Genomic DNA, 23,080 nt, shown 5'->3' with positions numbered 1-23,080 from the left:
AGCAATGACGGAAGCTGAACTGTATGCACCTGTTGAATGGCAAGATTGCTCCGCCGGTTACGAGGACATCCTCTATCACAAGTCCAACGATGGCATTGCCAAGATCACCATCAACCGTCCCCAGGTGCGCAACGCCTTCCGCCCCCGCACCGTCAAAGAGATGCTGCAGGCGCTGGCCGATGCCCGTTATGACGATCAGATCGGCACCATCATCCTGACCGGTTTTGGCGAGAAAGCCTTCTGCGCCGGTGGCGACCAGAAGATCCGTGGCGACTACGGTGGATACTGTGATGACGAGGGGACTCACCACCTCAACGTGCTCGACTTCCAGCGCGACATCCGCACCTGCCCGAAACCTGTGGTTGCCATGGTGGCCGGTTACGCAGTCGGTGGCGGCCACGTGCTGCACATGATGTGTGACCTGACCATCGCCGCCGACAACGCCCAGTTTGGCCAGACCGGTCCGAAAGTGGGCTCCTTCGATGGCGGTTGGGGTGCTTCCTACATGGCTCGCATCGTCGGCCAGAAGAAAGCCCGCGAAATCTGGTTCCTCTGCCGCATGTACGATGCCCAGCAAGCCCTCGACATGGGTCTGGTCAACACCGTCGTGCCCTTGGCAGAACTGGAGCGTGAAACCGTGCGCTGGTGCCGCGAAATGCTGCAAAACAGCCCGATGGCGCTGCGCTGCCTGAAAGCGGCCCTCAACGCTGACTGTGATGGTCAGGCGGGCTTGCAGGAGCTGGCGGGCAATGCCACCATGCTGTTCTACATGACCGAAGAGGGTCAGGAAGGCCGCAACGCCTTCAACGAAAAGCGTCGCCCCGACTTCTCCAAATACAAGCGGAACCCCTGATGACACTAGCCCTGTATCGCTATCAACTGCCTTTTACCCAGCCACTGACCTTTCACGGCAAGGTGGAGGTGGCGCGAGAGGGGCTGTTGGTGCGCATCAACGACGGCTGGGGGGAAATTGCCCCCCTGCCCGGTTTCTCGAAAGAGAGCCTGCAACAGGCAGAGGCGGAAGCCCTTGCCACGCTGGCGGCCCTGGCCGCCGGCGACACCCCGAACCCCGTGCTGCCGTCGGTGCAATTTGGCCTCGACTGCGCGCGCCGGACATGGCCCGAGCAGCGCAACCCGCTGCCGGAACCCTATCCCCTCATTCAAGGCTCCCCCCAGGAGCTGCTGCGCAACTGGAAAGAGTGGCTGCACCGCACGCCCGGCAAGGCCAAGCTGAAGGTGGCGCGCTACCCGATGCGTGACGAGCTGGCGCTGATCCGCCTGCTGTGCGATCGCCTCCCCTCCCTCAAGTTGGTGCTGGATGCCAACCAGGGCTGGACTCGCGAGGAGGCGTGGACCTTCTGCGGCCACCTCGACCCAAATCGTATCGAGTATCTGGAAGACCCCTGCGCCGACTTTGCCGACATCGCCTTTGTCGCCAACCGCACCGGCATGCCAGTGGCGCTGGACGAACTGCTGGCACAAGGCAAGCCGTGGGAGCCGATCCCGCAACTGCGCGCGCTGGTGCTCAAGCCTACCCTGCTCGGTTCACTCGCCAACTGCGAAGCGCTGATCGCCCGCGCCCGCGAACTGCGGCTCAAGGTGATCATCTCCTCCTGTTTCGAATCGGATCTGGGCCTGAACCAGCTCTTTCATCTGGCTGGCGAATGGGCGCCGGAACAGGCGCCGGGTCTGGATACCCGCCGCTGGATGGCCGGCAATCTGCTGGGGGAAGATGGCAAACCGGATCTTAGCCGACTGGAGCAACTGTATTCCCGTGATTGACCCCTCCCGCTCATCCGAACAGACACCGTGCCCGGTACGCCACCGGGCAATCACAGCCCCGAACCGCATTGCCATCCACACCGCCTCGCCCCTCAATTATCGCCAGCTCGATGCCCGCCTCAACAGCCTGTGCCAACAGCTGGAACAAGCCGGAGTGCGTCGTGGCAATCATCTGGCTGCAGTGGTGCGCGGTGCGCTGGAAGATGTGCTGCTGGCATGGGCCTGCGTGCGCAGCGGCGTGGTGTTCTGCCCGCTCAACCCCGCCTTTCCTCTCGAAAAGCAGCGCGAGCTGGCGGTGCAACTCGATGCCGATGCCTTCTGGTCGGCAGGGGAAATCCCGGCAGGCAACTGGCAGCCCCTGCAGCTCGACTTCACGCACGAACTGCCAGCAAGCGAGGAAGCGTGGCCGCTGGAATCGACCCAGCTCAACAACATGATCCTCACCTCGGGCTCCAGCGGCACGCCGAAAGCTGTGGTGCACCTGCTCTGCAACCACCTGGCCTCTGCACGCGGCTCTGCCACCCTCATTCCCCTTGATGAGGCCTGCGGCTGGCTGCTCTCCCTGCCGCTGTTCCATGTGGGCGGCTACGCCATCCTGTTTCGGGTCTTTCTGGCGGGCGCCACGCTGGTGCTGGATCAACGTGAACGCTCCCTCAAGGAGCGGCTGGAGTGCCAGCCCATCACTCACCTCTCGTTGGTACCAACCCAGCTCTGGCGCCTGCTGGCTGAGGGTTTTGATCCCGCCCGTACCCGCCTGCGCGAGCTGCTGCTCGGTGGCGCCGCCATCCCGCAACCGCTGGTGAAGCGCCTCTGCGCCATGGGGCTCGAACCCAAGGTGAGTTATGGTCTCTCCGAGATGGGGAGCCAGGTCTGCACCGCTATCCCCGGCGATGCAGGCATAGTTGGCAAACCGCTACCGGGACGGGAGGTGTGCATCAGGGTGCAGGAGATCTGCGTGCGCGGCGCCACCCTGTTTGCCGGTTACTACCGAGATGGCGAGCTGGAACTTCCCCTCGATGACGAAGGCTGGTTTCATACCCGCGACAAGGGGAGGTTCACTGCGGCAGGGGAGCTGCTGGTAGAGGGACGGCTCGATAACCTCTTTATCTCGGGTGGCGAAAACATCCAGCCCGAAACCATAGAGCAGCGACTGGTGGATCATCCCGCCGTCGCCCAGGCGCTGGTGGTGCCGGTGCCGAGCGACGAGTGGGGGCAACGCCCCGCCGCCTTTATCGACTGGCACGGCGAGCCGGTGCCCTACCCCGAACTGGCAGCCTGGATCCGTAGCGCCCTGCCCGGCTTTATGGTGCCCGACCACTGGATCCCCTGGCCCGATCTTGACGGTAATCTCAAGCCACAGCGGAAACAATTTCAGAATATCATTAGGTCGCAATAATTATTCATGCGACAAAAAATGACGCCACGGAGCCATCCAAATACACATATGGCTCAAAATAAAATGCTGGTGGTATCAAAATCCTCCTCCTCAGTCTGAATAAGTGAGAACGATTACATAAACGGCCTTTTTTTGCACATTTTTTGAACCAAATTAATTGGCTGTAGTACCATACCCTCCACCATGCATTTAGTCGGAAAGCTAACCATATGATAATAAAAGAAATTGACGATTTATCATTATTTGAACAAAGACTGCGTGGTGGTAAAATGCTCTCCTTGGCAGTAAGACGAGTCACACATGAGTAACAGAATTTATAAAATTGCAGAGGATATCTTTTTCTCCGCTGCAATATTCCGAATCTCGAAAGGGGACAAGGACATCAAGCTCAGCAACAAGGAAGCCGAGCTACTCGAAATGCTGTGTGATGAGGCAGGCACTGTCATTCCAAGAAGCAAACTGCAGGATGCCTTGTGGCCAAATCAGGACAATACCGATACCAATTTGAACCGGCAGATACTCTCGTTGAGAAGAAAGCTGGAATCCTTCGGCTTAATGGATGCGATCGATACCATTCCACGGGTTGGCTATATGTTTTGTGCTCCGATTGAGCTCGCTGGGGAAAGTGAAGAGCCAGCACCAGCGGAAGAAATTCAAGCGTCGACGCCTTCCCCTGCACCTCAAGCCAGGCGGCAATATACTCGCCGCAAATATGACCGATATTTCAGCCCAAAGCGTATTTTGCTGTTTGCATTGCTGCTGGTCTCGCTGACTTCACTAGCCCTCGTCATTTATAACTATGCGACAGCAAATACACTACGCACTATCAATTTAGGTCAGATTTCTCTCTATATGACCAGCGAGACGGAAAAAGCTCTGAATGTGAAAATAGATTCACTGACGCCCTTGATAAAACCTGTTTCACGTAAAGCTGATGAGCAGATTTCAATTCTGGTTGGAAAAGAAGCCATCAGCTATTTTTCCATCAACAATAGCAGCAGGAAATTATCCGAAAATATCTTCCTGTTGCGTAGCGGTCACCCTGTGGCCGAAGAAGTTCAATGCGTTATCACAACCATGAACCAGCAGGGAAATAATGTTTACAACAACTATTACAATAATCAAGAAACCACAGTCAGATATCACAGAGATTGTCAGGCACCAGACAACTGGGTAGAAATGACCAGAAAGAGTAAATATATTGTGACCATGAACAGAGAAATAGTAGTGGCCACCGTGATAGCCACTGACAATCAGGGAAAGACGCTGTTCAATCTGGATTCTGTTGGGGATCTGGAGCGGGATAATGGCGATATTTCGGTTGAGATAAAAAATACCATTGTCAATTTCATTGACCAGCAGGCGCTGACCAATAACGCTCTGGTCGCCACTCTGGTCGCGGCGCTAACGCCCCCCAAACAAAAAGCCAAGTTCATTCAATTGCCCGGAGGTATTTACCTTTCCAGTTATCTAGGTGGCGTCATCACCTGGCCTAGCCATGGCAATACAAAAGTCATCCAGCGCAACGACTTCTGAGTTTACTCATAAGCAACAATGAAATTGGCGACGGCAGAATAGTCGCCAGGCTGGATGTTCTTGGCGGTCAATGCCGCTGGATGTCCTTCAACCCTGGCAAAAAATTGCAGATCATTATCTGCCGCACCACCTAGCAGATAGCCGCGGGAGGCACTACCCAAATTCAGAGGTGATTGGGCCACGTCATACAGGCGGATGCCTGCCCCCTTGGCAATCCCAGCCGTAAATGCCAATCCGCCGCTTAGTTCGGTATCCTGCGAGCCAGTAAAGGTCACCTTGGCCATGCGGAAAATACCCGGCTTGCAATTGGTCAGACGAATGGAGAACGGCACTAGCTCCGCGACTCCGTTGGCATAGAGTTCCTTCACATCAACTACCCCCATCTCGACCTCCTGATCAAGGGATTCAGGAGAAACCACACAGGGCTGATCGATGATCCTGCCATGGAGATGGACCGTATTGCCAAGCAATTCCAGATCATTGCTGGCACGGGGGGCTGCCGTTACCCCCAACAACGGGTACAGCACCAAGCCTATCCACAATGTCCGTAGCATAAAACATCTCCTCATTGGAACTCGGCAACGATGGTGGCTGTCGCATAGAAATCGCCCGCCGGAATATCTGCACCTGTCGGGGTTACCGGTGCAGCGATAAAGCCCCAATCACCGATATTTCCCTGCATGGAAACCGGATAGAAGGTATTCAATTTCAGCTGAGAACCATCCAGCTGTTTGAATTTTATCCCTAAATCGGAAATAACATTTCCACCTTGATAGCCATCCCGAGTTGTCCGCAGATAGTCTTGACTGAAAGAGGTTGGTTTTCCAGAAATACCAAGATTGATCTTCAAAGCATCCCCTTCGAAAACACCACCACGGCATTGAAATGTCAGAGGAACCGTCTTTTCAAAGTTATTTCCATCCAATCCCGATCCCGGCAAATCACCAAACTCTACTTCAATAGTCTGCCCACCATTGATCACGCACTCTTCTGGTACATATAAAATTGCAGATGTAATCGTAATCCTAGACATTGGCAAACTATTAAAGTCTGTCGTTGTAGCCCCTAGACGACCATACATCTCTACAACTTGACGATCTGATATTTGCACACCATTAATTATTTGTTTTCTCACGCGAAAAGTTACCTTTCCACGGCTACCGCTTTCGAAATTATTTATTCTTGTCTCTTTCCCTTTAGTACAAGAGTAATTTGGGTAATCGTTACTTTCATTCGGAAATGGGGCTGTAACAAATTTTTTCTTCCAACCAGCTATCCAAATTTCGACTTTCATATCCAAAAAGTCATTTAGTTTTACAAAACCATCACCAGCTTGAGGCAAGCCATCAGTCATTGTCGCTTTATAGTACACTGGAGATTGTGGAATGCTTCTATCTGGGCAGGTAACGATACCTGAGTATTGCCCTCCCAAATTCCACTCAAATGCCTTGGTAGTAAAACCAGGTCTGTTTTGAATGTCAGCCTTGTCCAACGATATATAGTAATCATGGGTTGGGTTAGGCGTCACATAGCCATTTGCCAATGCCGTTCCTGCAAACAACATAAGACTTGAACAGAAGATAGAACGTAGCATAAGGCTTACTCGCTCTTCACGGCTTTACAGGCATTGCCTGTGCACTGGTATTTGATATCCATATATCCGCCGTAGTCATTGACGTAACTGATCACAAATTCATTACCCAGTGCTTCCGGGATGGTGACCGTCTGCTCTGACTTGGGGGCAACCATAAAGGCGGAGAAACCCTTGATGGTGGTCCGCTCCTTGCCCTGTGGATGACCTAGGCCCACGTAGGTGATGTAGTAAGGGGTCGGATTGTTGACCTTGAGGGCTTTGCCCTGCTTGGTGATCAGCACCTGATCCTGCCAGACGGCTCCACGCTCCGGCAGAATAGCCTCGGGGCGGTAGAACAGCTTGATCTTGGACTGCACGGCAATCTGCATCACATTGCTCTTCTCGCTCTTGGGCGGGATCTCGCGCAGGTTGAAGTAGTAGATGGACTCGCGATCCTTGGGCAAGCTATCGATGGCCGGCACACTGGCGATGCGCACGATGGACTTCTGGTTGGCATCCACCCGCTGTACCGGCGGCAGCACCACGAAGGGAGAAGAGATCTTCTGGCCTTGGGCATCTTCAATCCAGGCCTGCGCCAAGTAGGGCAGCTTCTGGTTCTCGTTCTTGATGTTGAGGCTGATGGACTTTGCGCCGCCCGGATAAACGGCACGAGTACGATCCAGCACAATGGCGGCACTGACGTTGAGTGAGGTCATGCCAAGCGCAGCCAGACAGATATAAGAGAGCAGCTTTTTCATCGGTATCCCATTACTTGCAAGTGAGAGTCTTCATCGACAGATCGGTTACTTGTTGCGGCGCCACTATCTTGCACTGGCGGGCCCCGCCCCAGGAGAGCTCAAACGCTTCATTCGGTTTCACCCCGGTCAGATAGACCAGGCCATCTTCATCCACCACCGAGAGCACACGGCCGGAATCCTTGACGACGGTGGCACCAAACGGCGGCACTGAGCCATCGGGTAGTCTGACATTGGCCAGCAGCTTGAACCCTTCCGCAATTTCGAAAGCATTATACCCAATTGCGCCCTCGGTCAGGGTCCCCTGCTTGATGGCATTCATCGCATCGATGTCGTCGCTCAGCTGATCCACATCGACCCGGGTGTCGCTCTTGCGATAGTCGGTCATGTCGCTGATCACCGCGACGCCAAAGCGGTTGGTCACGGCGCGGCCATTGTTGAAAGAGATGCCGGAGGTATTGTCGGTATCCACCATCATACGGGTACCGCCACGACGAGTCGCCTGGTGCAGGGCTGCACCGTGCTGGGTCGCCGTCAGACCGCCACGCAGGCTGGCACCAACCGAGGTGTATTCGCTCTGCACGCTGTAGGCATTGAGACTGACCGCTCCGATGTCGCTGTTGTGGTTGTAGTAACCCCGCGCCACGGCGTGACCATTGCTCTGCACGCCCGCCCCCAACTGATAGGTATCATCCGGTCGACTGTAGTCCTGATAGGTGGCCAGGTGAGTCACCTTGCCGTTGGAGGACTGTACGCTGTATCCCGCGCTCTTTCTGTCCCCTATTGGCACGCTGAGGGTCAACATGACGCTCTTGTCATCCTCGTAGTTCTCGGTCTTGGTCTTGTAGGCCGACACATAGACGGAAACATCCTTGAAGCTGCCGATGTTCACGTTCTTGTTGATAGTGAGGCCGTAGCGATCCTCTGCCTCGTGATCCCAGTAGGTTCTGTGGGTGTAGTCCAGATAAACAGTCAGCGCCTTGGCTGCATCCTCCGCCCAGAAGGTCTTGTTGGCGGTGATGGTGTAGAGCTCCTTGTCACCCCAGGTGTTGTAGTCATCATTCGAGGTCGTAGTGTTGTTCTCCAACCGATCCTTGTTATTGAGGAACTGCGACATGGTCATGAAGTCATGTTGGGAGAAGCGATAACCCGCGAAGGTGATCGAGCTGTTGTATTCATCAAACTGCTTGGCGTAGTTCACCCGTACCGACTGGCCAATCTTGGTCGACAAGCCCGGCAACTTGGCGATGGACTGGGTCAGGTCGGCGGAAATAGCGCCGAAGGCATAGAGGTCACGACCGATACCCAATCCCATGGAGTTGTATTCACCCGCAATCAGGCTGCCGCCGTACAGCGACCAGGAGTTCGCCACCCCCCAGGAGAAATCACCGGTCACAAAGGCAGGGCCGTGCACATCGTGCACCGAATCCGTCTGTTCGGAAGGTGCACCAACCGCCAGGTTGTATCGGACATAGCCAGGGCGAGTCAGGTAGGGAACGGTTGCCGTGTCTACCTGGAACGAATTGACACTGCCATCTTGCTCCTCTACCCGCACATCAAGGCGGCCGCGCACCGAGCTGTCCAGCCCCTGGATGCGAAACGGGCCCGCCGGCACGTTGGTTTCATAGATGATCCGGCCGGACTGGGAGATAGTGACCTTGGCGTTGGTCTTGGCAATACCGCTCACTTCCGGCGCATAACCCTGCAGACTAGGCGGCAGCATGCGCTCGTCATTGGCCAGGTTGACGCCGGTATAGCGGAAACCATCGATTAACTGGGAGTTGAGCTGCTGCTCACCTACTGTCAGCTTGGCGGCCATGTTCGGCAGCGGACGATAGGCATAGATACGGTTCAGCTCGGTCGACGTCCGCTCATTATCACCCCAGTAAGAGCTGGCCTGATAGTCACCCCGCAGACGCCAGGCGCCGTAGTTGAACCCCAGCGTACCATAGCTGCTGATGTTGTGATTGGAGTAACCATCGCCTTCGTTGACCTGGGCATTGATGTTGTAATCCAGCATCATCCCCGGGATCCCTTCATCCCATTGCTCGGGCGGAATCCAGTTGGGATCGCTGTACTTCATCCACGCCTGAGGGATGGCAATGCGCAGCAAGCCGTTACCGATATCGTTCGAGATCACTACGCCGTCCAGCGCCAACAGGTTGGCACACTGACCATCGTGCCAACTATCGATCTTGGCGATGGCCTCGTCGGTCAGCGCCAGCTTGGGGATCACGTCTTGCGGCAGGCAGGCTACCCCACCCTTTCCCTTGCCAGTATCGCTCTCGTAGAAAGGGATTTTCTGCAGGGGCAGCTTGTTCTTGTTGACCTCGATCTCGAGGTAGTAGTCGCCGGGCAGGATGTAGCCTTCGTCGGCAAACTGGGAGAGGTCGATCTTGGTCCGCTCATCCAGATCGAGCGCATCAATATTAAACTCCGTTTCTGCCCATGCGTGATTTGCCACCGCCATCAGGCCGGGCACGCATAGCATAAAAGCCATTTTTGAATAATGTTTTTTTCTCACAGAGTCTGATGTTGAAACGCTCATATTTTCACTCTAGGAATTGCATAAAGGTCTCACGTAATGAGGTATCTACACTAAGCAATTGGTTTGCTTACATATAATTGAGTTCTAACAGCGTCGTACTGTCCGGAAAAAACAGCTGACTGCTGATGAGCCCCAAATTGAATTCCAGATCACTGTTGACGATATCCGAGACAATAAAGCGCTCACCGGATACCTTGTGATATTGGCCGTTATTGAGAATGCCCAGCTCATCGCTCATGGCACCACGCACGGACATGGAAATAAAAGGCAGTGATGCCACCGTCGCCCCGTCAACCTGACAACCGCTGATTTTCAACGTCCCCGGTTGCTGAGCCTGCAGCGGAATGCTGCGCAGCACCTTCAGCGTACAGCCCGATTCGGCTAGTCCATCCGTGAGTTCGTTGGCGTGGACTGATCCCGCCATCATCACCAGCTGCAGCACCATGGCCGCCATCATTGAAGTTTTCATGATTAGGGTTCGATGTGAGGAAACAGAATGTGTGAAGTTGTGGTGGCTCGCACCACCACAACCCTTGTCACACGTTAAGGCACTCTATTACTCGTAGGAGAGAGTAAAGTTGGTCACTGCAGTGAAAGCACCGGCTTTCAGCGGGTTGGTGTCTTGTTTTGCATAGCCTTTCAGCACGGCGCTGAACGGCAGTTCGTTATCACCATTAACCAGGGTAAAGGCTGAAGTCGGAGTACCCAGCACGATCGGAGCACCACCCGGAGCGGTCATCTTGATACCGGCACCAGCGGCGTCACCACCACCGATCACCAGCAGGCTGGAATCTACCGGGTCTTTGGCACCGCTGAAAGTCACCTTGACAGCATCTTCGGCGTCGGAGATTTCACAGTTCAGCAGCTTGATGCTGAACGGCTTGGAGTTGGACTCACCACCGTTGGCCAGCTCTTTGGTGCTGATCTGGCCCATTTCAACTACCTGGTCAACAGACTCAGGGGCTACAGAGCAAGGAGCGTTGATGATTTCACCGTTAAAAGTGACTTTACCGGAACCGGCACCACCAGCAGCAAAAGCGGAGCCGCACAGCAGCATGGAACCAACACCCATAGCAACCAGAATCTTATTAGCTTTCATTCGTTTATACCTACATTAACGTGTGTTGTACTGCATCACTCCAATCATGCTGGAGTCACGATATTAAGTGATGCCGCGATATACTGCACAGCAACTGTTGGCGCTCGTCTCTCATTAAGCCGATGAGAAGTCATGCCAATAATAAACTGTGCCTCTTCAGGTTTATTTAAATAAGCAAAAGCAGCACACCGCATCAGGGGTAGTTCCCGCTACACCTCAACTGCACAACTACATACGTCCTTGTCGTCTGTGCAGAAAGCCGCATTCCGCTTTTGCTTGACGAACAAATTAACGACTCGTTTGATGCACATCAAATACATTTTGATTTGTATAAATTTTTTTATAAACACATAAAAAACAATGAGTTAAGGCAACAACAAAACATAAAGCGAGATCATGAAATAAATAAAGTTCATATAAAGGACATCTATTGTAATATTGTCAGACTATGAATTTAAAGTTGCACACAAAACTCCAACAAAAACACAACAAAGATAACCTATCTATTTTTGACAATAGTTATCAACCACTTCATGAATCACCCCCTAAAGAGGTAATCAGGTAATCAGGTAATCAGGTAATCAGGTAATCAGGTAATCAGGTAATCAGGTAATCAGGTAATCAGGTAATCAGGTAATCAGGTAATCAAATCATTGGCAGCCCACACATAAATATACATTTACTACATTACATATTAATCATAGATATGACGCGCTAATATAGAGGCTTGTCCGCAATATTCACAGGCAAGATTTGAGATAAAAAATAAATATACGTTATTAATTATGCAGACTAACTGTGATCCATCTCTCATGATTTTTAAGCCGATTGATTTCTCAAAGTGGAGTGTTATCATCTAGACATAGAGTAAAGGGCAAACCGATCGAAAGGTCGGGACGCAAAGCCACCGGTCTAAGGGTTTTGATACCTAAGACAGCGGAGCTGCCATCTGAGAAGAGTGATGTTATTGCCGATTTATGGCATTACTCTTTGATTGCGTTGCCCTTTTCGTACAACACCTGTGACGAAAAGGACATAGATATGAAAGCTCAACACACCGCCTCCCGTTTAGTTCGCAAGACAGTTTTCTCTGTATGCACCTCCTTGCTGCTTGGTACCGCATTGTTGCCATCCACAGCTTCTGCGGCTGATGGCTCAGTGACGTTTACTGGCACTATCTATGAATCTCCATGTGATTTTTCTGACAGCAGCGTGACCTGCTATTCAGGCATGAACAAGCAAACCATGCCTTTGGCTCACTTGCAGCAAGCCGGTCAAATCAGCTCAATTAGCAGCACTATCAGCTACAAAGTGACCAATGCCAGCAACATGGCGATCGTGACTGTCAGCTATCTCTGATAACTCATCTGTAGTGACGCTGAAATTGGCGCTAAACAGATGAGCAGGTGGTGTTGAAAGAAGCTCTTATCAGGTCGCCTGTGCTACCCATACAGGCGGCCAATATCTTTTCATCCCGCCTACTCACGAACAAATAGCCGGCTTTGCTGATTGAGTCACCAGTCATCATCCGCCCAGATAATGTGGCTTAAGCCATAGGGACATCTCGCTTTTCCTGGTCATTTGCCGCATGTCTCGTGTTGATTAAATGAGATCTGACACGCACTTTACACAACTAACAACTTCTTCAATAAAGTCGCATGTGAGCCCTCACTACGGCAGCAGGAGTTCAAAAACAGCAAGCATATAAATAAACGCCATATCATTGATTTATATGTCATTTAAAAAATCATTGATATTCCTTTGAGTCTCTGTAGATTGCCTTGCGATTACTCGCAAGACAATACACAAACAAGAACAAAGGGATAAAAATGAACCGTTCAGGTACCGGGTGGCTGCTGCTGGCAGGCCCCCTGCTTTTGGCGACATCCTCGGCGCAAGCCAACTACTCCCCCAATGACTGGCGACAGTATCAGCTGACTGGCGAATCGAGCCGGCAACTGGCCGCTCGCATCACCGAGATCACCTACGAGCTCAAGGCGCGTAGCAGCAATGCTCCTTACCAGCAGCTTAGGGTCTACCGTCGCTTCGACTGGCAGAGCAGCGATCTCGCCGCACTGGCCGAACAGCAGTGTGGCGAGCCGCAGCTCAAGGTAGATGCGGGCTGGCAGATCCGCTTCGTGCGCTGTGAAGATCGGATTCCGGCGGGCAAGCTCATTCCGGCCAGCAGTTATGACTTCGGTTATGGCCTGAAACTGGGTCGCTGGGAGCAGCTGGCGGGCACGCCGACCGCCCAGCGCCAAGATCGTCTGCCGCTGCCGCAAGCCATCATCCTGGGTCAGAGTGAAAGGGAGCTGGATCGCTGCGAACTCAACGCACAAGGCCGCTGCGCCGAGTCGGAGTGGCACTATCAGTCGCAGGATTGGCAGCAGTTGCAGGTACTTGAAGAGACCCCGAGCGAGCGGGATGGCCGGTTGGAGCAGATCTTTTTCCGTCTGCAACCGGTGGCAGGCAGTCAGGCTGCCGCTCAGGTCAGCGAGATCCATGTCTGGCGCCGCTATCAGTGGCAGCTGGATCAGCTCACGCCTCAGCAGGAGTGTGATGAGCCGCAGGAGCGCAAGGAGGGGAGCAACACCATCCGCTATCGCATCTGTCGTCAGGTGATCCCCGCTGGCAGCGAGGTTCAGGTAACGTTGCAAGATAGCGGCTACCAATACCCGGTCGCCGGCGGCGAGTGGCAGCCCCTGCCAGAGAGCAAAGCGTGGCAGGAGAGTCGGGTGCTCAATCGCCCCATCGTGCTGGCCAGCAAGGAGGAGCAGCTGGAGTGCCGCCGTGCCAACGGTCGTCTCTGCTCCGAGCCCGAGCAGCCCGATGTGGATCTGCTCGACAACGATGCCGCCAAACTGGTAGCCGACGTGAGCGGCCAGAACAGTCCTGCCTGGCAGGCGGATTACGGCCACGATGATGCCAAGCTGATGGCGGTGGTACGCGGCATGCGTGCCCTGCTGGCGGCCAACCAGCCGACCCATCCGGCAATGGACAAGCTGCTCTATTATGTGCGCGCCCACAACTACCACGGCGGCGTTGGCAAAGAGAGTGATCAGGCCGCCCGGGCTCTGGCCGGGGTGATGATTGATCTGCTCAACCACCCATTGCTGCTGGGAGCTGAACCGCAGGATCAGGCTGGCACAGTGCTGGAAGCCTGGAGCGTGGCGGCGCAGGGACAACTTGGCCAAGCCGCCTTCCGCCAGAGTGCCGCCCCCATGCTGGCCCAGCTCAACCAGGCGCTCGGCTATGCGGTGCAACATGCGGCGCAGCTCAATGGCCACAAACCCTGGGCCGATGGCCTGTTCGAGCTGCTCAATCTGGTCGATCAGAGCGCTTCTTACGGTCAGCAGGCTGACTTCAGCGCAGCTGTGCTGCAACAGGAGGCGGCATTGCGCCAGAGCCTGCTGCAACTGGGCCTGAGCGAGCTGGCCCTCTGGAAACAGCGCGATGGCTCACGGGATCTGTTTATCTTCAACAACATCCTCGATGCCCACAGCCGCCTCTACCAGATGATGCGCTACCTCCATCACACCCGCCCGGATATGGCGATCGCCTACCGCCAACAGCTGGATCGCGATGTCATCGCCATCATGCGCCAGCAGGGGCTGATCCCGGGTGGCCAACATCCGGCCGCCATGCTGGAAGAGGTTTCCCTGACCCTCTCCAGCTACTACCTCACCTACACTGATCGCACCAGCGAAGCCTGTGTCAGCGGCGAGTTTGCCGGGCTTTGTACCCCGATCCGCATGGAAGATATTCTGCCGTTCGAGCACACCTGCTCACCCACCCTGCGTCTGCGCGCCCAGGATCTGACCTTGGCTCAGGCCGAAGGGATCTGCCGCGAGCTGGGTGATGAAGAGCAGCGCTTCCACCAGCAGATGGAGACTGGCTGGCAACCGGTGGCCGATGATCACAACGAGGCGCTGGAGCTGGTGATCTTCAACTCCTCCGCCGACTGGGGCCGCTACGGCAGCGCGCTGTTTGGCGTCTCCACCGACAATGGCGGCATCTATATCGAGGGGGATCCGGCTCGCCTCGGCAATCAGGCCCGCTTCTTCGCCTATGAGGCGGAGTGGAAACGCCCCGCCTTCCAGGTGTGGAACCTGCGCCACGAGTACGTTCACTATCTGGATGGTCGCTTCAACCAGTACGGCAGCTTCGGCCACTATCCGCTCAACCGCACCACCTGGTGGGCCGAGGGAATTGCAGAGTACATCGCCCACGGCCAGTGCTTTGCCCGAGGCCTGGATAACGTGGCAAACCGCCCCGCCAACCTGCGTCCGACACTGGCGGCGATCCTCCACCTTGACTACGACCAAGGTGGCGAGATGGTCTACTCCTGGTCCTATACCGTGCACCGCTTCCTCAACGATACCGGTCGCGGCGCCAGCTGGCTGGCGCTGGCACAGGCGCTACGCAATCCGGATCGGCAGCAGGCGATGAGCGACTTCGAAGGGGAGCTGGACCGGCTGATCGCCAACGACAGCGATGCCTATCAGGCGTGGCTCGCCCGGGATCTGCTGCCCTGGTGGCAAGCAAACAAGGAGTCAGACGCCTGCAAGGGTAACGACTCCGCCCACTGATAAACCTTCACCGACCAGAGGGGCTGCCACCGCAACCCCTCGCTTTATCCTCCCGCACCCCCGGCCTCTGCTGCGACAACCTCTGCCCGAATGAGGTGCCCGCCCGTTATCAAGCCTGACGCCAGCGGCCGAGTTGTAATAGAATGCCGATAGCCACTCCCAACTTCAGACCCTGACCGCACCGCGCATGAAGAAGTTTGCCAAGATCCTCCTCGCCTGCCTCGTTTTGCTGCTGGCCCTGATTGCCATGCTGCTGGGCTACAGCGAGTGGATCGTCTCGGATGCCCGTCACTACACCTACGATCAGGTAGACAAAGTGCCCTACAACCGGGTTGCGGTGGTGCTGGGTACCTCCAAATATCTCTCCGGTGGCGGCCCCAACCATTACTTCAAATACCGCATCAAGGCGGCGGCCGAGCTCTACAACAATGCCAAGGTGGACTTCATCATCGTCTCCGGTGATAACGCTACCGTGCAGTACAACGAGCCACGCCAGATGCGCCGCGCCCTGATCAAGGCGGGCATCCCCGCCTCCGCCATCTATATGGATTTCGCCGGATTCCGCACCCTCGACTCAGTGGTTCGCGCCAAGGAGGTGTTCGGCCAGGAGCGCTTTACCGTGGTCTCCCAAGGCTTTCATAACGAGCGGGCCATTTTTATCGCCCGCCATTTCGGTATCGATGCGGTCGGCTTCAATGCCGAGGACCCCAGCGCCTATCAGGGGATCCGCACCCGGGTACGGGAAGTCTTTGCCCGCCTGATGGGGCTGCTCGACCTATATGTACTGGACAAGGGGCCCAAGTTCCTCGGCGCTCCTGTGCCCATCGGTCTGCCTGTGCCTTGCCAGTCACTGAGCACCATCGGCAGCCTGCAACCCTGCCTCAAACAGCCCAAACCGGCGGTGGATGAGGCCAAGCAAGCGGCAGTCTCTACCACTATTGCCACCGAGTCAGCAACTTCGTCCGCCTCGGCCGCGACTATACAAGTCACTCCAGCTTTATCCGCAGCGGCAACGACTGATCCGGTCACTCCCGCCAAATCCGCGGCAGAAACCACCGCAGAGGCGCCCAGTGCGGCCTTGCCCACATTGCCGGTGGCCTCTTCAGCCGCCAGCGTCAGCACTGCCACACCATAAACAGACGACCCGCCAACTGGCGGGTCTTGGTATTACAGCTCGAGTTGTGGCGGTGAGCCTGCACACCCATTCCCAGCGACCAGGTCAGCCTCTCGCCGCCTGATAGCGGCGGGCCACTTCGGCCCAATCCACCACCTGATAGAAGGCAGCGATATAGTCAGGACGCTTGTTCTGGTACTTGAGATAGTAGGCGTGCTCCCACACATCCAGCCCCAGGATCGGGGTATGGCCATGCATCAGGGGGCTATCCTGATTGGCACTGCTCTCCACCTGCAATTGGCCCGCCTGGTCCACCACCAGCCAAGCCCAGCCACTGCCAAAACGACTCAGGGCCGCCTGAGTGAAGGCCTGCTTGAAGGCATCGAAGCCACCCAACTCCCGCTCGATGGCCAGCGCCAGTTCGCCATTCGGCTCACCACCACCCTGCGGGCTCATTACCCGCCAGAACAGGGAGTGGTTGGCATGGCCGCCACCATGGTTGCGTACCGCCCCCTGCAAGGTGGCAGGCAGAGTATCGAAGCGGCGCAGCAACTCCTCAACCGGCAGTGCAGCCAGCTCTGGCGCCCCTTCCAGCGCGGCGTTGAGGTTGCTGATATAGGTCTGGTGATGACGGCTATGGTGGATCTCCATGGTCAAGGCATCGATATGGGGTTCCAGTGCGTCGTAGGCATAGTTCAGGGCTGGCAGGGTATGGCTCATGATGACCTCTGTTCGGATTAATGGAGCCGGGATGAGGGCTCGCTCTGACACAGGCAGTGACCGAGCGAACGCATGATCCCGGCGTGGCTGCCGTGGCGCTGTACGAACGTCAGCAACTCGGCACGGGTTGTGCGGGTATGGCGCAAAGCAGCCTCTCGCAGGCGAGAGGAGCAAGCGGGGGAGTGACAGGTCGCCAGCAGGCAGTCGTGCACATAGCAGAGCAGGTCGGCGGCGCGATCGGGCAGAGTCATGGCCACCAGCAGATCCGCCAGATTGTGATGAGCCACAACCAGCGCCGCCACCGCCTCATCGGCGTCATGCCACTGCACCAATTGCTGACGAGCCAGCCAGAGCGCCTGCTGATAATGGGCCAACGCCTGATGATACTCGCCGCAGTCAAACAGCCGGTTGCCCTCTCGGGTCTGCTGTTTCCAGTGACTCATGCTGCTGCCACCTTCGGTCGACTCGACCCACCCCTTCACCCAGGTTGCTGTCATATGCTTCACACCAATAAATGATAATAATTATCATTACATGGATTATATCCGGGAGACAAGGGGCGTCGGGATCGCAGCAAACAGCCAAAACAGCGCGGCCACTCCTTGGCAAGGAGTGGCCGCTTGAGGCAACCGGTCAGTGAATTCGACCGGCCAATGGCAAGTTAATGGCGGGTCAGATGTTGTTGGCGGGCGAAGGCGGGGCAATCCCCAGCAGCATATGGTCCATCATCCCCACCATGCGCCCTATCTCGGGCTTGGTGATGGTATCGTTGGCCCCCAGTTGCAGCGCTTTCTGGCGGTTGTCATCGCTCATCAGGGAGGAGAACATCACGATGGGCATCTCCTTGTAGGAGGGGGTGTCCCGCAGCCGCTTGAGCAGGTGCATGCCATCCATGCGCGGCATCTCCACATCGGTGATCACCGCATTGACGAAGCCGGTCACCGGCATTCTCTCCTCCTGGGCCAGACGATCGAAATCCGTCATCATCTCCAGTCCCTCTCCCCCGTCCTTGGCCGTGATCACGTTGTAGCCAGCGGTACGCAGGGTGGTCTCGATCATCTTGCGGATAAAGGCCGAGTCGTCCACCACCAGAATGGTCTTGCCCTGACGTAGTGCCATCATGCGATCGTCGATAAGCACTTTGCGATCCTGGGTGACGTCGTACTTCTCCATGCTGAGCTCGGGGTTGATATCGGCGATGATCTTCTCGAAATCGAGGATCATGATGAGGTTGCCATCGCGCCTGACCACGGCCACCACGCAGTCGTTCTCCCCCGCCTCCAGAAACTGGCTGGGGGACTCCACATCCTCCCAGGAGACCCGGTGAATCCGGCTCACGCTGTCGATGAGAAACCCGTTGGCCATCTTGTTGAAGTCGGTGACGATCACCACCTTGTGGCTGGGGTCGGGGTTGGTCTTGATGCCGAGCCAGCCCGCCAGATCCACCAGCGGGATGAGGCGATCCCGCAGGGAGAAGACCCCCACCATATGGCGCTGGGCGTTGGGGTAATCTGTGGTCTCCGGCACACGGATCACCTCGCGCACCTTGGCGACGTTAATCCCGTAGTAGGCGATCTTCTCGCGCCCGTCCGGCAGCTGCTTCTTGAGGTGAAATTCGATGATCTCGAGCTCGTTGGTGCCGCTCTCGGTCAGAATGGATTTACGCTCTTCCCCGTCTTTGGCCATCATGGTGACTCTCATGCTCTGGTTGCGCAGGCAGCACTCCGCTGCGGTTTTCCCTCAGTATAGGAATGGAATTCGCCCAGCGGCTCGGATCTCGGCAAGATTGCAGCGTTAACCGCTTGATCCCGCAGGCTGGCACGATCGTATCTGCCAATCAGGACAACATTGGCAGATGGTGAACCCCACCATGCCCTCATAAGGAGCCAGAGATGAGTGAAGGCATAGTCGTGATTGGCGCTTCTGGCGGTATCGGGGCGGCGCTGGTCGCACACTGGTTGGCCACTGGTATCGGGCCAGTGATTGCCATCAGCCGTCAGCCCGCACCAGCAGGAGCCTCTTCGCCAGCCCTGCACTGGCTATGTTGTGATTACAGCGATGAGCAAATGACAGAAGTGGTGGCCCGCATCGCGGAGTTGGCGCCGCGACCCCATCGGGTGGTGATCTGTAACGGCATCCTGCATCAGGGAGAGATCCAGCCAGAGAAGCGGCTCGAAGCACTCAATCTCGATGCCATGACCCGCCTCTACCAGACCAACGCCTTGCTGCCGCTGCGCTGGATCAGCCAGTTGTTACCGCTGTTTGGCCGCGAGCCTTGCATTCTGGCCGTTCTCAGCGCCCGAGTCGGCAGCATTGGCGACAACCGAGCGGGCGGCTGGTATGGCTATCGTGCATCCAAGGCAGCCCTCAACATGCTGCTCAAGTGTGCCGCCATCGAGCTGGCCCGGCGGGCCCCCGGCGTCAAATTGCTGGCCTTCCATCCCGGCACCGTGGATACCCAACTCTCCCGCCCGTTTCACGCCAATGTACCGGCGGGAAATGTGCAGAGTCCCGAGCTGGTAGCCGACCATCTGATTAACCTGATGAACCGGCTGCAACCGGATGGCGAGCTGAGCTTTCTCGACTGGCAGGGCAAACCTATCGAGTGGTAGAGGAGATCAGGAGACGCGCCAGCAGCGCCCGCAAACTCTTGATCACGGCGGGCTTGCCCGCCAGTTGCAACCTCACGGCCAGCATTCCCCAGTCGGCATATTGCCAGATGGTGGCGATCAGCAGATAACGCTCTTCAGGAGTCAGTGAACCCAGCACAGCCAGATTGCGCGCCAACCACAACTGCAGGCTGGATTGGCTCAGTTCAAACGGCTTGTGATGCAGGGCAAAGCACTCAACCTCATCGCGCTCGAACTCGTCAAGCTCAGCCGCGGTGACGGTGCTGCCTTGCAGACATTGCCATACCAACTCGGGATCCAACGCGCTTAACTCTCCCGCCAGCAGGGTCGGCAACTGGCGAATGAAACGCTGCTGCCACTGATTCAACTCGGGCTCATGCTCGGGTTTCAGCGCTTTGAGCAGCAGGGCTGCGTGGCAGCCGCTGGCGGCATCCCGTTGCAGGCCGATGCGCAGCACCGTCAGTCCTGCCTTGCGCCAGAAGGGGAGCAGGTCGGCGCTGGCCGAAAAGGCCGAGCCGAGGTAGTCGATGCCAATCTGACGATAGTGCTCCTCAAGCTTGCCAAGCAGCAGCGAACCCAACCCGTGGCGATGCTGCTCGGGATGGATGGCGATACGCATCACCCGGGCGTAGCTGCGCGCCCCCGCCGTTTTAAAACCAGCGTGGGCCAGCAACGACTGGGGCAGCAGATGGCCGCGCGGACGGCGGCGACCGGCCCATATCGCCTCGGCCAGTTCGGGCTCTATCTCCCCTTCCCGCGCCACCAAGGCCACTCCCAGCAGGCACACATCCTGCTCCAGCAGATGGATGTCGAGATCCGGACTCTCAAGCAGGGATCTGAGATCGCTCGGCGTAGTCTGGTAGTGGGCCAGCACCAGCAAGCCGAACAGCTGGTTGAGCAACGTCTCATCGCTCGCCAGCGCCTCTTGACTGACCAGACGCCAGCTCGGGCTGGTCGGCGGCAAGGGCATTGCGACTTCGGCATTGAGGCCGAGCAGGCGGAAAATCAGCGGCTCCAGCGGATCACGCTCACTCCAGCGAATGGGTTCAGAGAGGCGGATCTCCTGCCACTCCGGGGTCTGGCTATCGAGCACCCGCTTGAAGCGCAGGTGAAAACCGCGCCCCGTCCCCTCGTAACCGTGCTCGGTGGTGGCAAACACAATGCGGCTGTGGCGGGCCAGCATGGCTTCAAGCAGCGGGGTCGGAATGGCGGCCGCTTCATCCACCAGCAGCAGATCGGGATTCATCGCCTCGTGCACCAGCCGATCCGGCGAACAGTAGCTCAGCCCTGTCAGCTGTTCCGGCGTGCAATCGAGCCCGCAAACGGCGTGGGCAAACAGGGTGGCGGCCGTCGCCTGCGAGGGGGCCGTCACCACGATGTTCAGCGAGGGTTGCTGGCACAGCAGTTCGGCGGCAGCCAGCCCCAGCAGCGCACTCTTGCCACGGCCGCGGTCGGCGCTCAGCACCAGCGGACGGCGGCGATGGCCCTGCAACACCTTGTGGATGGCGGGCTGTGCCCGTGCCTGATCGCTGCTCAGCCTGCGCTCGGGCCCAATCGGTTGCCACGGCTGCGAGCAAACTGGCGGCTCCAGAAAGAGGGCTGGATCACCTTCCAGCAACCGAACCAGTCGGGCGATAAAGCCGTGGCCAGCCCGGCTCGCCTCCTCCGGCTGGGCCACCAGCCGGATCCGGTCGGGATCCGGCCATGCAGGCCACTCTACTCTGGGCGGCGTCAGCAGCAACAGCAAGCCACCGGCGCGCAGAGTGCCCGCCAGCGCCCCGAAGGCGTCGGGATGAAAGCCGCTGAAGGCGTTGAACACCAGCGTGTCGCACTCCTGACCGAGCCGCTGCAGCGCCTTGGCGGCGGGTTGCGGGGCATAACTCTCGGGCCCGGCACCCAGCCAGAAGACGGTCTCGCCGAGCAGGGATTGGGCGCGGGCAATACACTCGGCCTCCTCCCCCTCCAGCCAGATCAGGCGCCGCTCACCGGCGCGGGCCAACGCCTCGCGCAGGCTGTTGAGCTCTTGCTGCGTCATGAAGCCTGGCTGTCAGCCGGTTTGCGGGGCTCGAACATGCGCTCTCCCATCTGATCGATAAAGGTGTGGGCCTTCTGCACCATGAAACGCTCGGCATCGGCCGGATTGGCAAACAGATCGGAGCGGATAAAGCGGTGAGTCTGCAGCACCCCATCCAGCTCTTTGGTGATGCGGCCCGCCAGCCGATACTGGCCACCTTCCGCCATGGGCTCCGGATAGATGAGATAGCCGGCATATTCGGTGGGAGTGACTTCCGGCGCCTTGGTCGGCTCGCCCCCGAACAGGGCACTGAACAGTTTCTTGAGCATGGTGATCTCCTCTGGTTGCCAGCATTGTCCCCAAGGGGTTGCACAGTGGCAAGCAGGGGATCTTATTACCAATGGTTATTTGCACTACGAACCATTCTCATTTAGATTTCATCTCATTCCACAAGAGGTGACCATCATGTACGTCTGTTTGTGCCGCGGCATCACAGATACCCAGATCCGCAAAGCGGTGCAGTCAGGTAAAAGCGAATTCCGCCAGCTCAAGCAGTCGCTCGAGGTGGGCGCCCAGTGCGGCAAGTGCGTGCGCATGACCATGGAGATCATCGCCGCCGAGCTCGACAAGCTGGAGCAGGAGCAACCCGTGCGCTACTACGAAGTGGCCTGATCCGGACACCTCTTTTCTGATGCGACCCGCCAACAGGGTCACCCCTTTTCTCAGGCGAGCTGGCTCGCCAGACCTCTTGTTGTCACTTTTCTGGACTAAGCTCTAACGATCGAAGCCTCAGGCACGAACCAAGGAGCACTGTCGATGAAAGGAGATCCCAAGATCATTGCCCACCTCAACAAGGTGCTGGCCAATGAGCTGATTGCCATCAACCAATACTTCCTGCACGCCCGCATCTACGATGACTGGGGCCTCAAGGCGCTCGGGCACAAGGAGTATCACGAGTCTATCGATGAGATGAAACACGCCGACGAGCTGGTCAAGCGCGTGCTGTTTCTCGAAGGGCTGCCCAATTTGCAGGATCTGGGCAAGCTGCGCATCGGCGAGACCGTCGAAGAGATGCTGCGCTGCGACCTTTCGCTGGAGATGGATGCCATCCCCGACCTCAAGGTAGCCATCGCCTACGCCGAGTCGGTGCAGGACTACATCAGCCGCGACCTGTTCCAGGAGATCCTGGAAGATGAAGAGGAGCATGTGGACTGGCTGGAGACCCAGCTCGACCTTATCGATCGCATCGGGCTGGAGAACTACCAGCAGTCGCAACTGCACCACGGCTCCTGAGCCACTAGGCCAGCAAGCAAAGAGACCCGCC

21 protein-coding genes and 1 riboswitch are annotated in these 23,080 nt (G+C 56.9%); of the genes, 10 read left to right on the top strand and 11 right to left on the bottom strand.

Annotated features, from left to right (window positions below; genetic code table 11):
* Positions 1–4: 4 nt before the first annotated feature.
* From menB to AB5Z05_RS17025, 4 genes are all read left to right on the top strand, one after another.
* Positions 5–853, top strand: coding sequence for a 1,4-dihydroxy-2-naphthoyl-CoA synthase (gene menB, locus AB5Z05_RS17040; protein ID WP_368152358.1), 849 nt, complete (start codon positions 5–7; stop codon positions 851–853).
* On the top strand, positions 853–1,782 hold the full coding sequence (gene menC, locus AB5Z05_RS17035; protein ID WP_368152333.1) for an o-succinylbenzoate synthase: 930 nt from the start codon (positions 853–855) through the stop codon (positions 1,780–1,782). The genes menB and menC overlap by 1 nt, the downstream gene beginning before the upstream one ends.
* Positions 1,775–3,178: an o-succinylbenzoate--CoA ligase gene (gene menE / locus AB5Z05_RS17030; protein WP_368152356.1), complete on the top strand. Its 1,404-nt coding sequence runs from the start codon at positions 1,775–1,777 to the stop codon at positions 3,176–3,178. The genes menC and menE overlap by 8 nt, the downstream gene beginning before the upstream one ends.
* 300 nt (positions 3,179–3,478) lie before the next feature.
* Positions 3,479–4,714 carry a winged helix-turn-helix domain-containing protein gene (locus AB5Z05_RS17025; RefSeq protein WP_110303624.1) on the top strand — a complete coding sequence of 412 codons (1,236 nt, stop codon included), beginning with the start codon at positions 3,479–3,481 and terminating at the stop codon, positions 4,712–4,714.
* A 2-nt stretch (positions 4,715–4,716) separates the two neighbouring features.
* On the opposite strand, the gene AB5Z05_RS17020 is transcribed toward AB5Z05_RS17025, so the two are convergent.
* The 6 genes from AB5Z05_RS17020 to AB5Z05_RS16995 form a co-directional block, all read right to left on the bottom strand.
* A complete protein-coding gene (locus AB5Z05_RS17020; protein ID WP_043826024.1) occupies positions 4,717–5,268 on the bottom strand; it encodes a fimbrial protein in 552 nt (183 codons plus the stop codon).
* Positions 5,269–5,279: 11 nt separating this feature from the next.
* On the bottom strand, positions 5,280–6,308 hold the full coding sequence (locus AB5Z05_RS17015; protein ID WP_158111291.1) for a fimbrial protein: 1,029 nt from the start codon (positions 6,306–6,308) through the stop codon (positions 5,280–5,282).
* Positions 6,309–6,313: 5 nt separating this feature from the next.
* Positions 6,314–7,045, bottom strand: a complete 732-nt coding sequence (locus AB5Z05_RS17010; protein WP_019445470.1) for a molecular chaperone — start codon at positions 7,043–7,045, stop codon at positions 6,314–6,316.
* A gap of 10 nt (positions 7,046–7,055) precedes the next feature.
* Entirely contained in the window at positions 7,056–9,590 is a 2,535-nt protein-coding gene (locus AB5Z05_RS17005; RefSeq protein WP_368152331.1) for a fimbria/pilus outer membrane usher protein, read from the bottom strand.
* A gap of 67 nt (positions 9,591–9,657) precedes the next feature.
* Complete coding sequence (locus tag AB5Z05_RS17000) at positions 9,658–10,047, bottom strand: hypothetical protein (RefSeq protein WP_019445468.1); 390 nt, start codon at positions 10,045–10,047, stop codon at positions 9,658–9,660.
* Positions 10,048–10,146: 99 nt separating this feature from the next.
* Positions 10,147–10,689, bottom strand: coding sequence for a fimbrial protein (locus AB5Z05_RS16995; RefSeq protein ID WP_026034942.1), 543 nt, complete (start codon positions 10,687–10,689; stop codon positions 10,147–10,149).
* 863 nt (positions 10,690–11,552) lie between these two features.
* Positions 11,553–11,639: riboswitch (cyclic di-GMP riboswitch) on the top strand.
* A gap of 91 nt (positions 11,640–11,730) precedes the next feature.
* On the opposite strand from AB5Z05_RS16995, the gene AB5Z05_RS16990 reads away from it, so the two are divergent.
* The 3 genes from AB5Z05_RS16990 (at position 11,731) to AB5Z05_RS16980 (ending at position 16,413) form a co-directional block, all read left to right on the top strand.
* Positions 11,731–12,048 (top strand): hypothetical protein, encoded by a 318-nt coding sequence (locus tag AB5Z05_RS16990; RefSeq protein WP_005354947.1) that lies wholly within the window; start codon positions 11,731–11,733, stop codon positions 12,046–12,048.
* 470 nt (positions 12,049–12,518) lie between these two features.
* Entirely contained in the window at positions 12,519–15,278 is a 2,760-nt protein-coding gene (locus AB5Z05_RS16985; RefSeq protein ID WP_368152328.1) for a collagenase, read from the top strand.
* Positions 15,279–15,465: 187 nt separating this feature from the next.
* Positions 15,466–16,413 carry a vancomycin high temperature exclusion protein gene (locus tag AB5Z05_RS16980; protein WP_368152327.1) on the top strand — a complete coding sequence of 316 codons (948 nt, stop codon included), beginning with the start codon at positions 15,466–15,468 and terminating at the stop codon, positions 16,411–16,413.
* An 84-nt stretch (positions 16,414–16,497) separates the two neighbouring features.
* Here the strand turns inward: AB5Z05_RS16980 and AB5Z05_RS16975 are convergent, their stop codons facing one another.
* The 3 genes from AB5Z05_RS16975 to AB5Z05_RS16965 all read right to left on the bottom strand — a co-directional run bounded on the left by AB5Z05_RS16975 (position 16,498) and on the right by AB5Z05_RS16965 (position 18,801).
* The gene (locus AB5Z05_RS16975; RefSeq protein ID WP_368152325.1) at positions 16,498–17,112 is read right to left on the bottom strand and encodes a superoxide dismutase; all 615 of its coding nucleotides are present in this window, start codon (positions 17,110–17,112) and stop codon (positions 16,498–16,500) included.
* A gap of 17 nt (positions 17,113–17,129) precedes the next feature.
* On the bottom strand, positions 17,130–17,609 hold the full coding sequence (locus AB5Z05_RS16970) for a hypothetical protein (RefSeq protein WP_005354955.1): 480 nt from the start codon (positions 17,607–17,609) through the stop codon (positions 17,130–17,132).
* A 175-nt stretch (positions 17,610–17,784) separates the two neighbouring features.
* Positions 17,785–18,801, bottom strand: a complete 1,017-nt coding sequence (locus tag AB5Z05_RS16965; RefSeq protein ID WP_100644989.1) for a chemotaxis protein — start codon at positions 18,799–18,801, stop codon at positions 17,785–17,787.
* Positions 18,802–19,004: 203 nt separating this feature from the next.
* Here AB5Z05_RS16965 and AB5Z05_RS16960 point away from each other — a divergent pair, with 203 nt between their 5' ends.
* On the top strand, positions 19,005–19,724 hold the full coding sequence (locus tag AB5Z05_RS16960) for an SDR family NAD(P)-dependent oxidoreductase (RefSeq protein ID WP_368152323.1): 720 nt from the start codon (positions 19,005–19,007) through the stop codon (positions 19,722–19,724).
* Here the strand turns inward: AB5Z05_RS16960 and AB5Z05_RS16955 are convergent.
* Together AB5Z05_RS16955 and AB5Z05_RS16950 are read right to left on the bottom strand one after the other, a co-directional pair.
* A complete protein-coding gene (locus AB5Z05_RS16955) occupies positions 19,711–21,777 on the bottom strand; it encodes a tRNA(Met) cytidine acetyltransferase TmcA (RefSeq protein ID WP_368152321.1) in 2,067 nt (688 codons plus the stop codon). The two genes, AB5Z05_RS16960 and AB5Z05_RS16955, sit on opposite strands and share 14 nt — an antisense overlap.
* Positions 21,774–22,085: an HlyU family transcriptional regulator gene (locus AB5Z05_RS16950; protein ID WP_107682840.1), complete on the bottom strand. Its 312-nt coding sequence runs from the start codon at positions 22,083–22,085 to the stop codon at positions 21,774–21,776. Before AB5Z05_RS16950 ends, AB5Z05_RS16955 begins: the two co-directional genes overlap by 4 nt.
* A 136-nt stretch (positions 22,086–22,221) precedes the next feature.
* Between AB5Z05_RS16950 and AB5Z05_RS16945 the strand changes: the two genes are divergently transcribed.
* Complete coding sequence (locus AB5Z05_RS16945; protein WP_368152320.1) at positions 22,222–22,428, top strand: bacterioferritin-associated ferredoxin; 207 nt, start codon at positions 22,222–22,224, stop codon at positions 22,426–22,428.
* Between the two features lie 144 nt (positions 22,429–22,572).
* Positions 22,573–23,049: a bacterioferritin gene (bfr, locus tag AB5Z05_RS16940; RefSeq protein ID WP_005354959.1), complete on the top strand. Its 477-nt coding sequence runs from the start codon at positions 22,573–22,575 to the stop codon at positions 23,047–23,049.
* Positions 23,050–23,080 lie beyond the last annotated feature (31 nt).

The sequence above is a fragment of the Aeromonas sp. R2-4 genome, from assembly GCF_040908365.1.
Lineage (GTDB): Bacteria > Pseudomonadota > Gammaproteobacteria > Enterobacterales > Aeromonadaceae > Aeromonas > Aeromonas veronii.
Note: the sequence above shows the minus strand (reverse complement) of the source record. Positions and strands in the feature narration are given on the sequence as shown.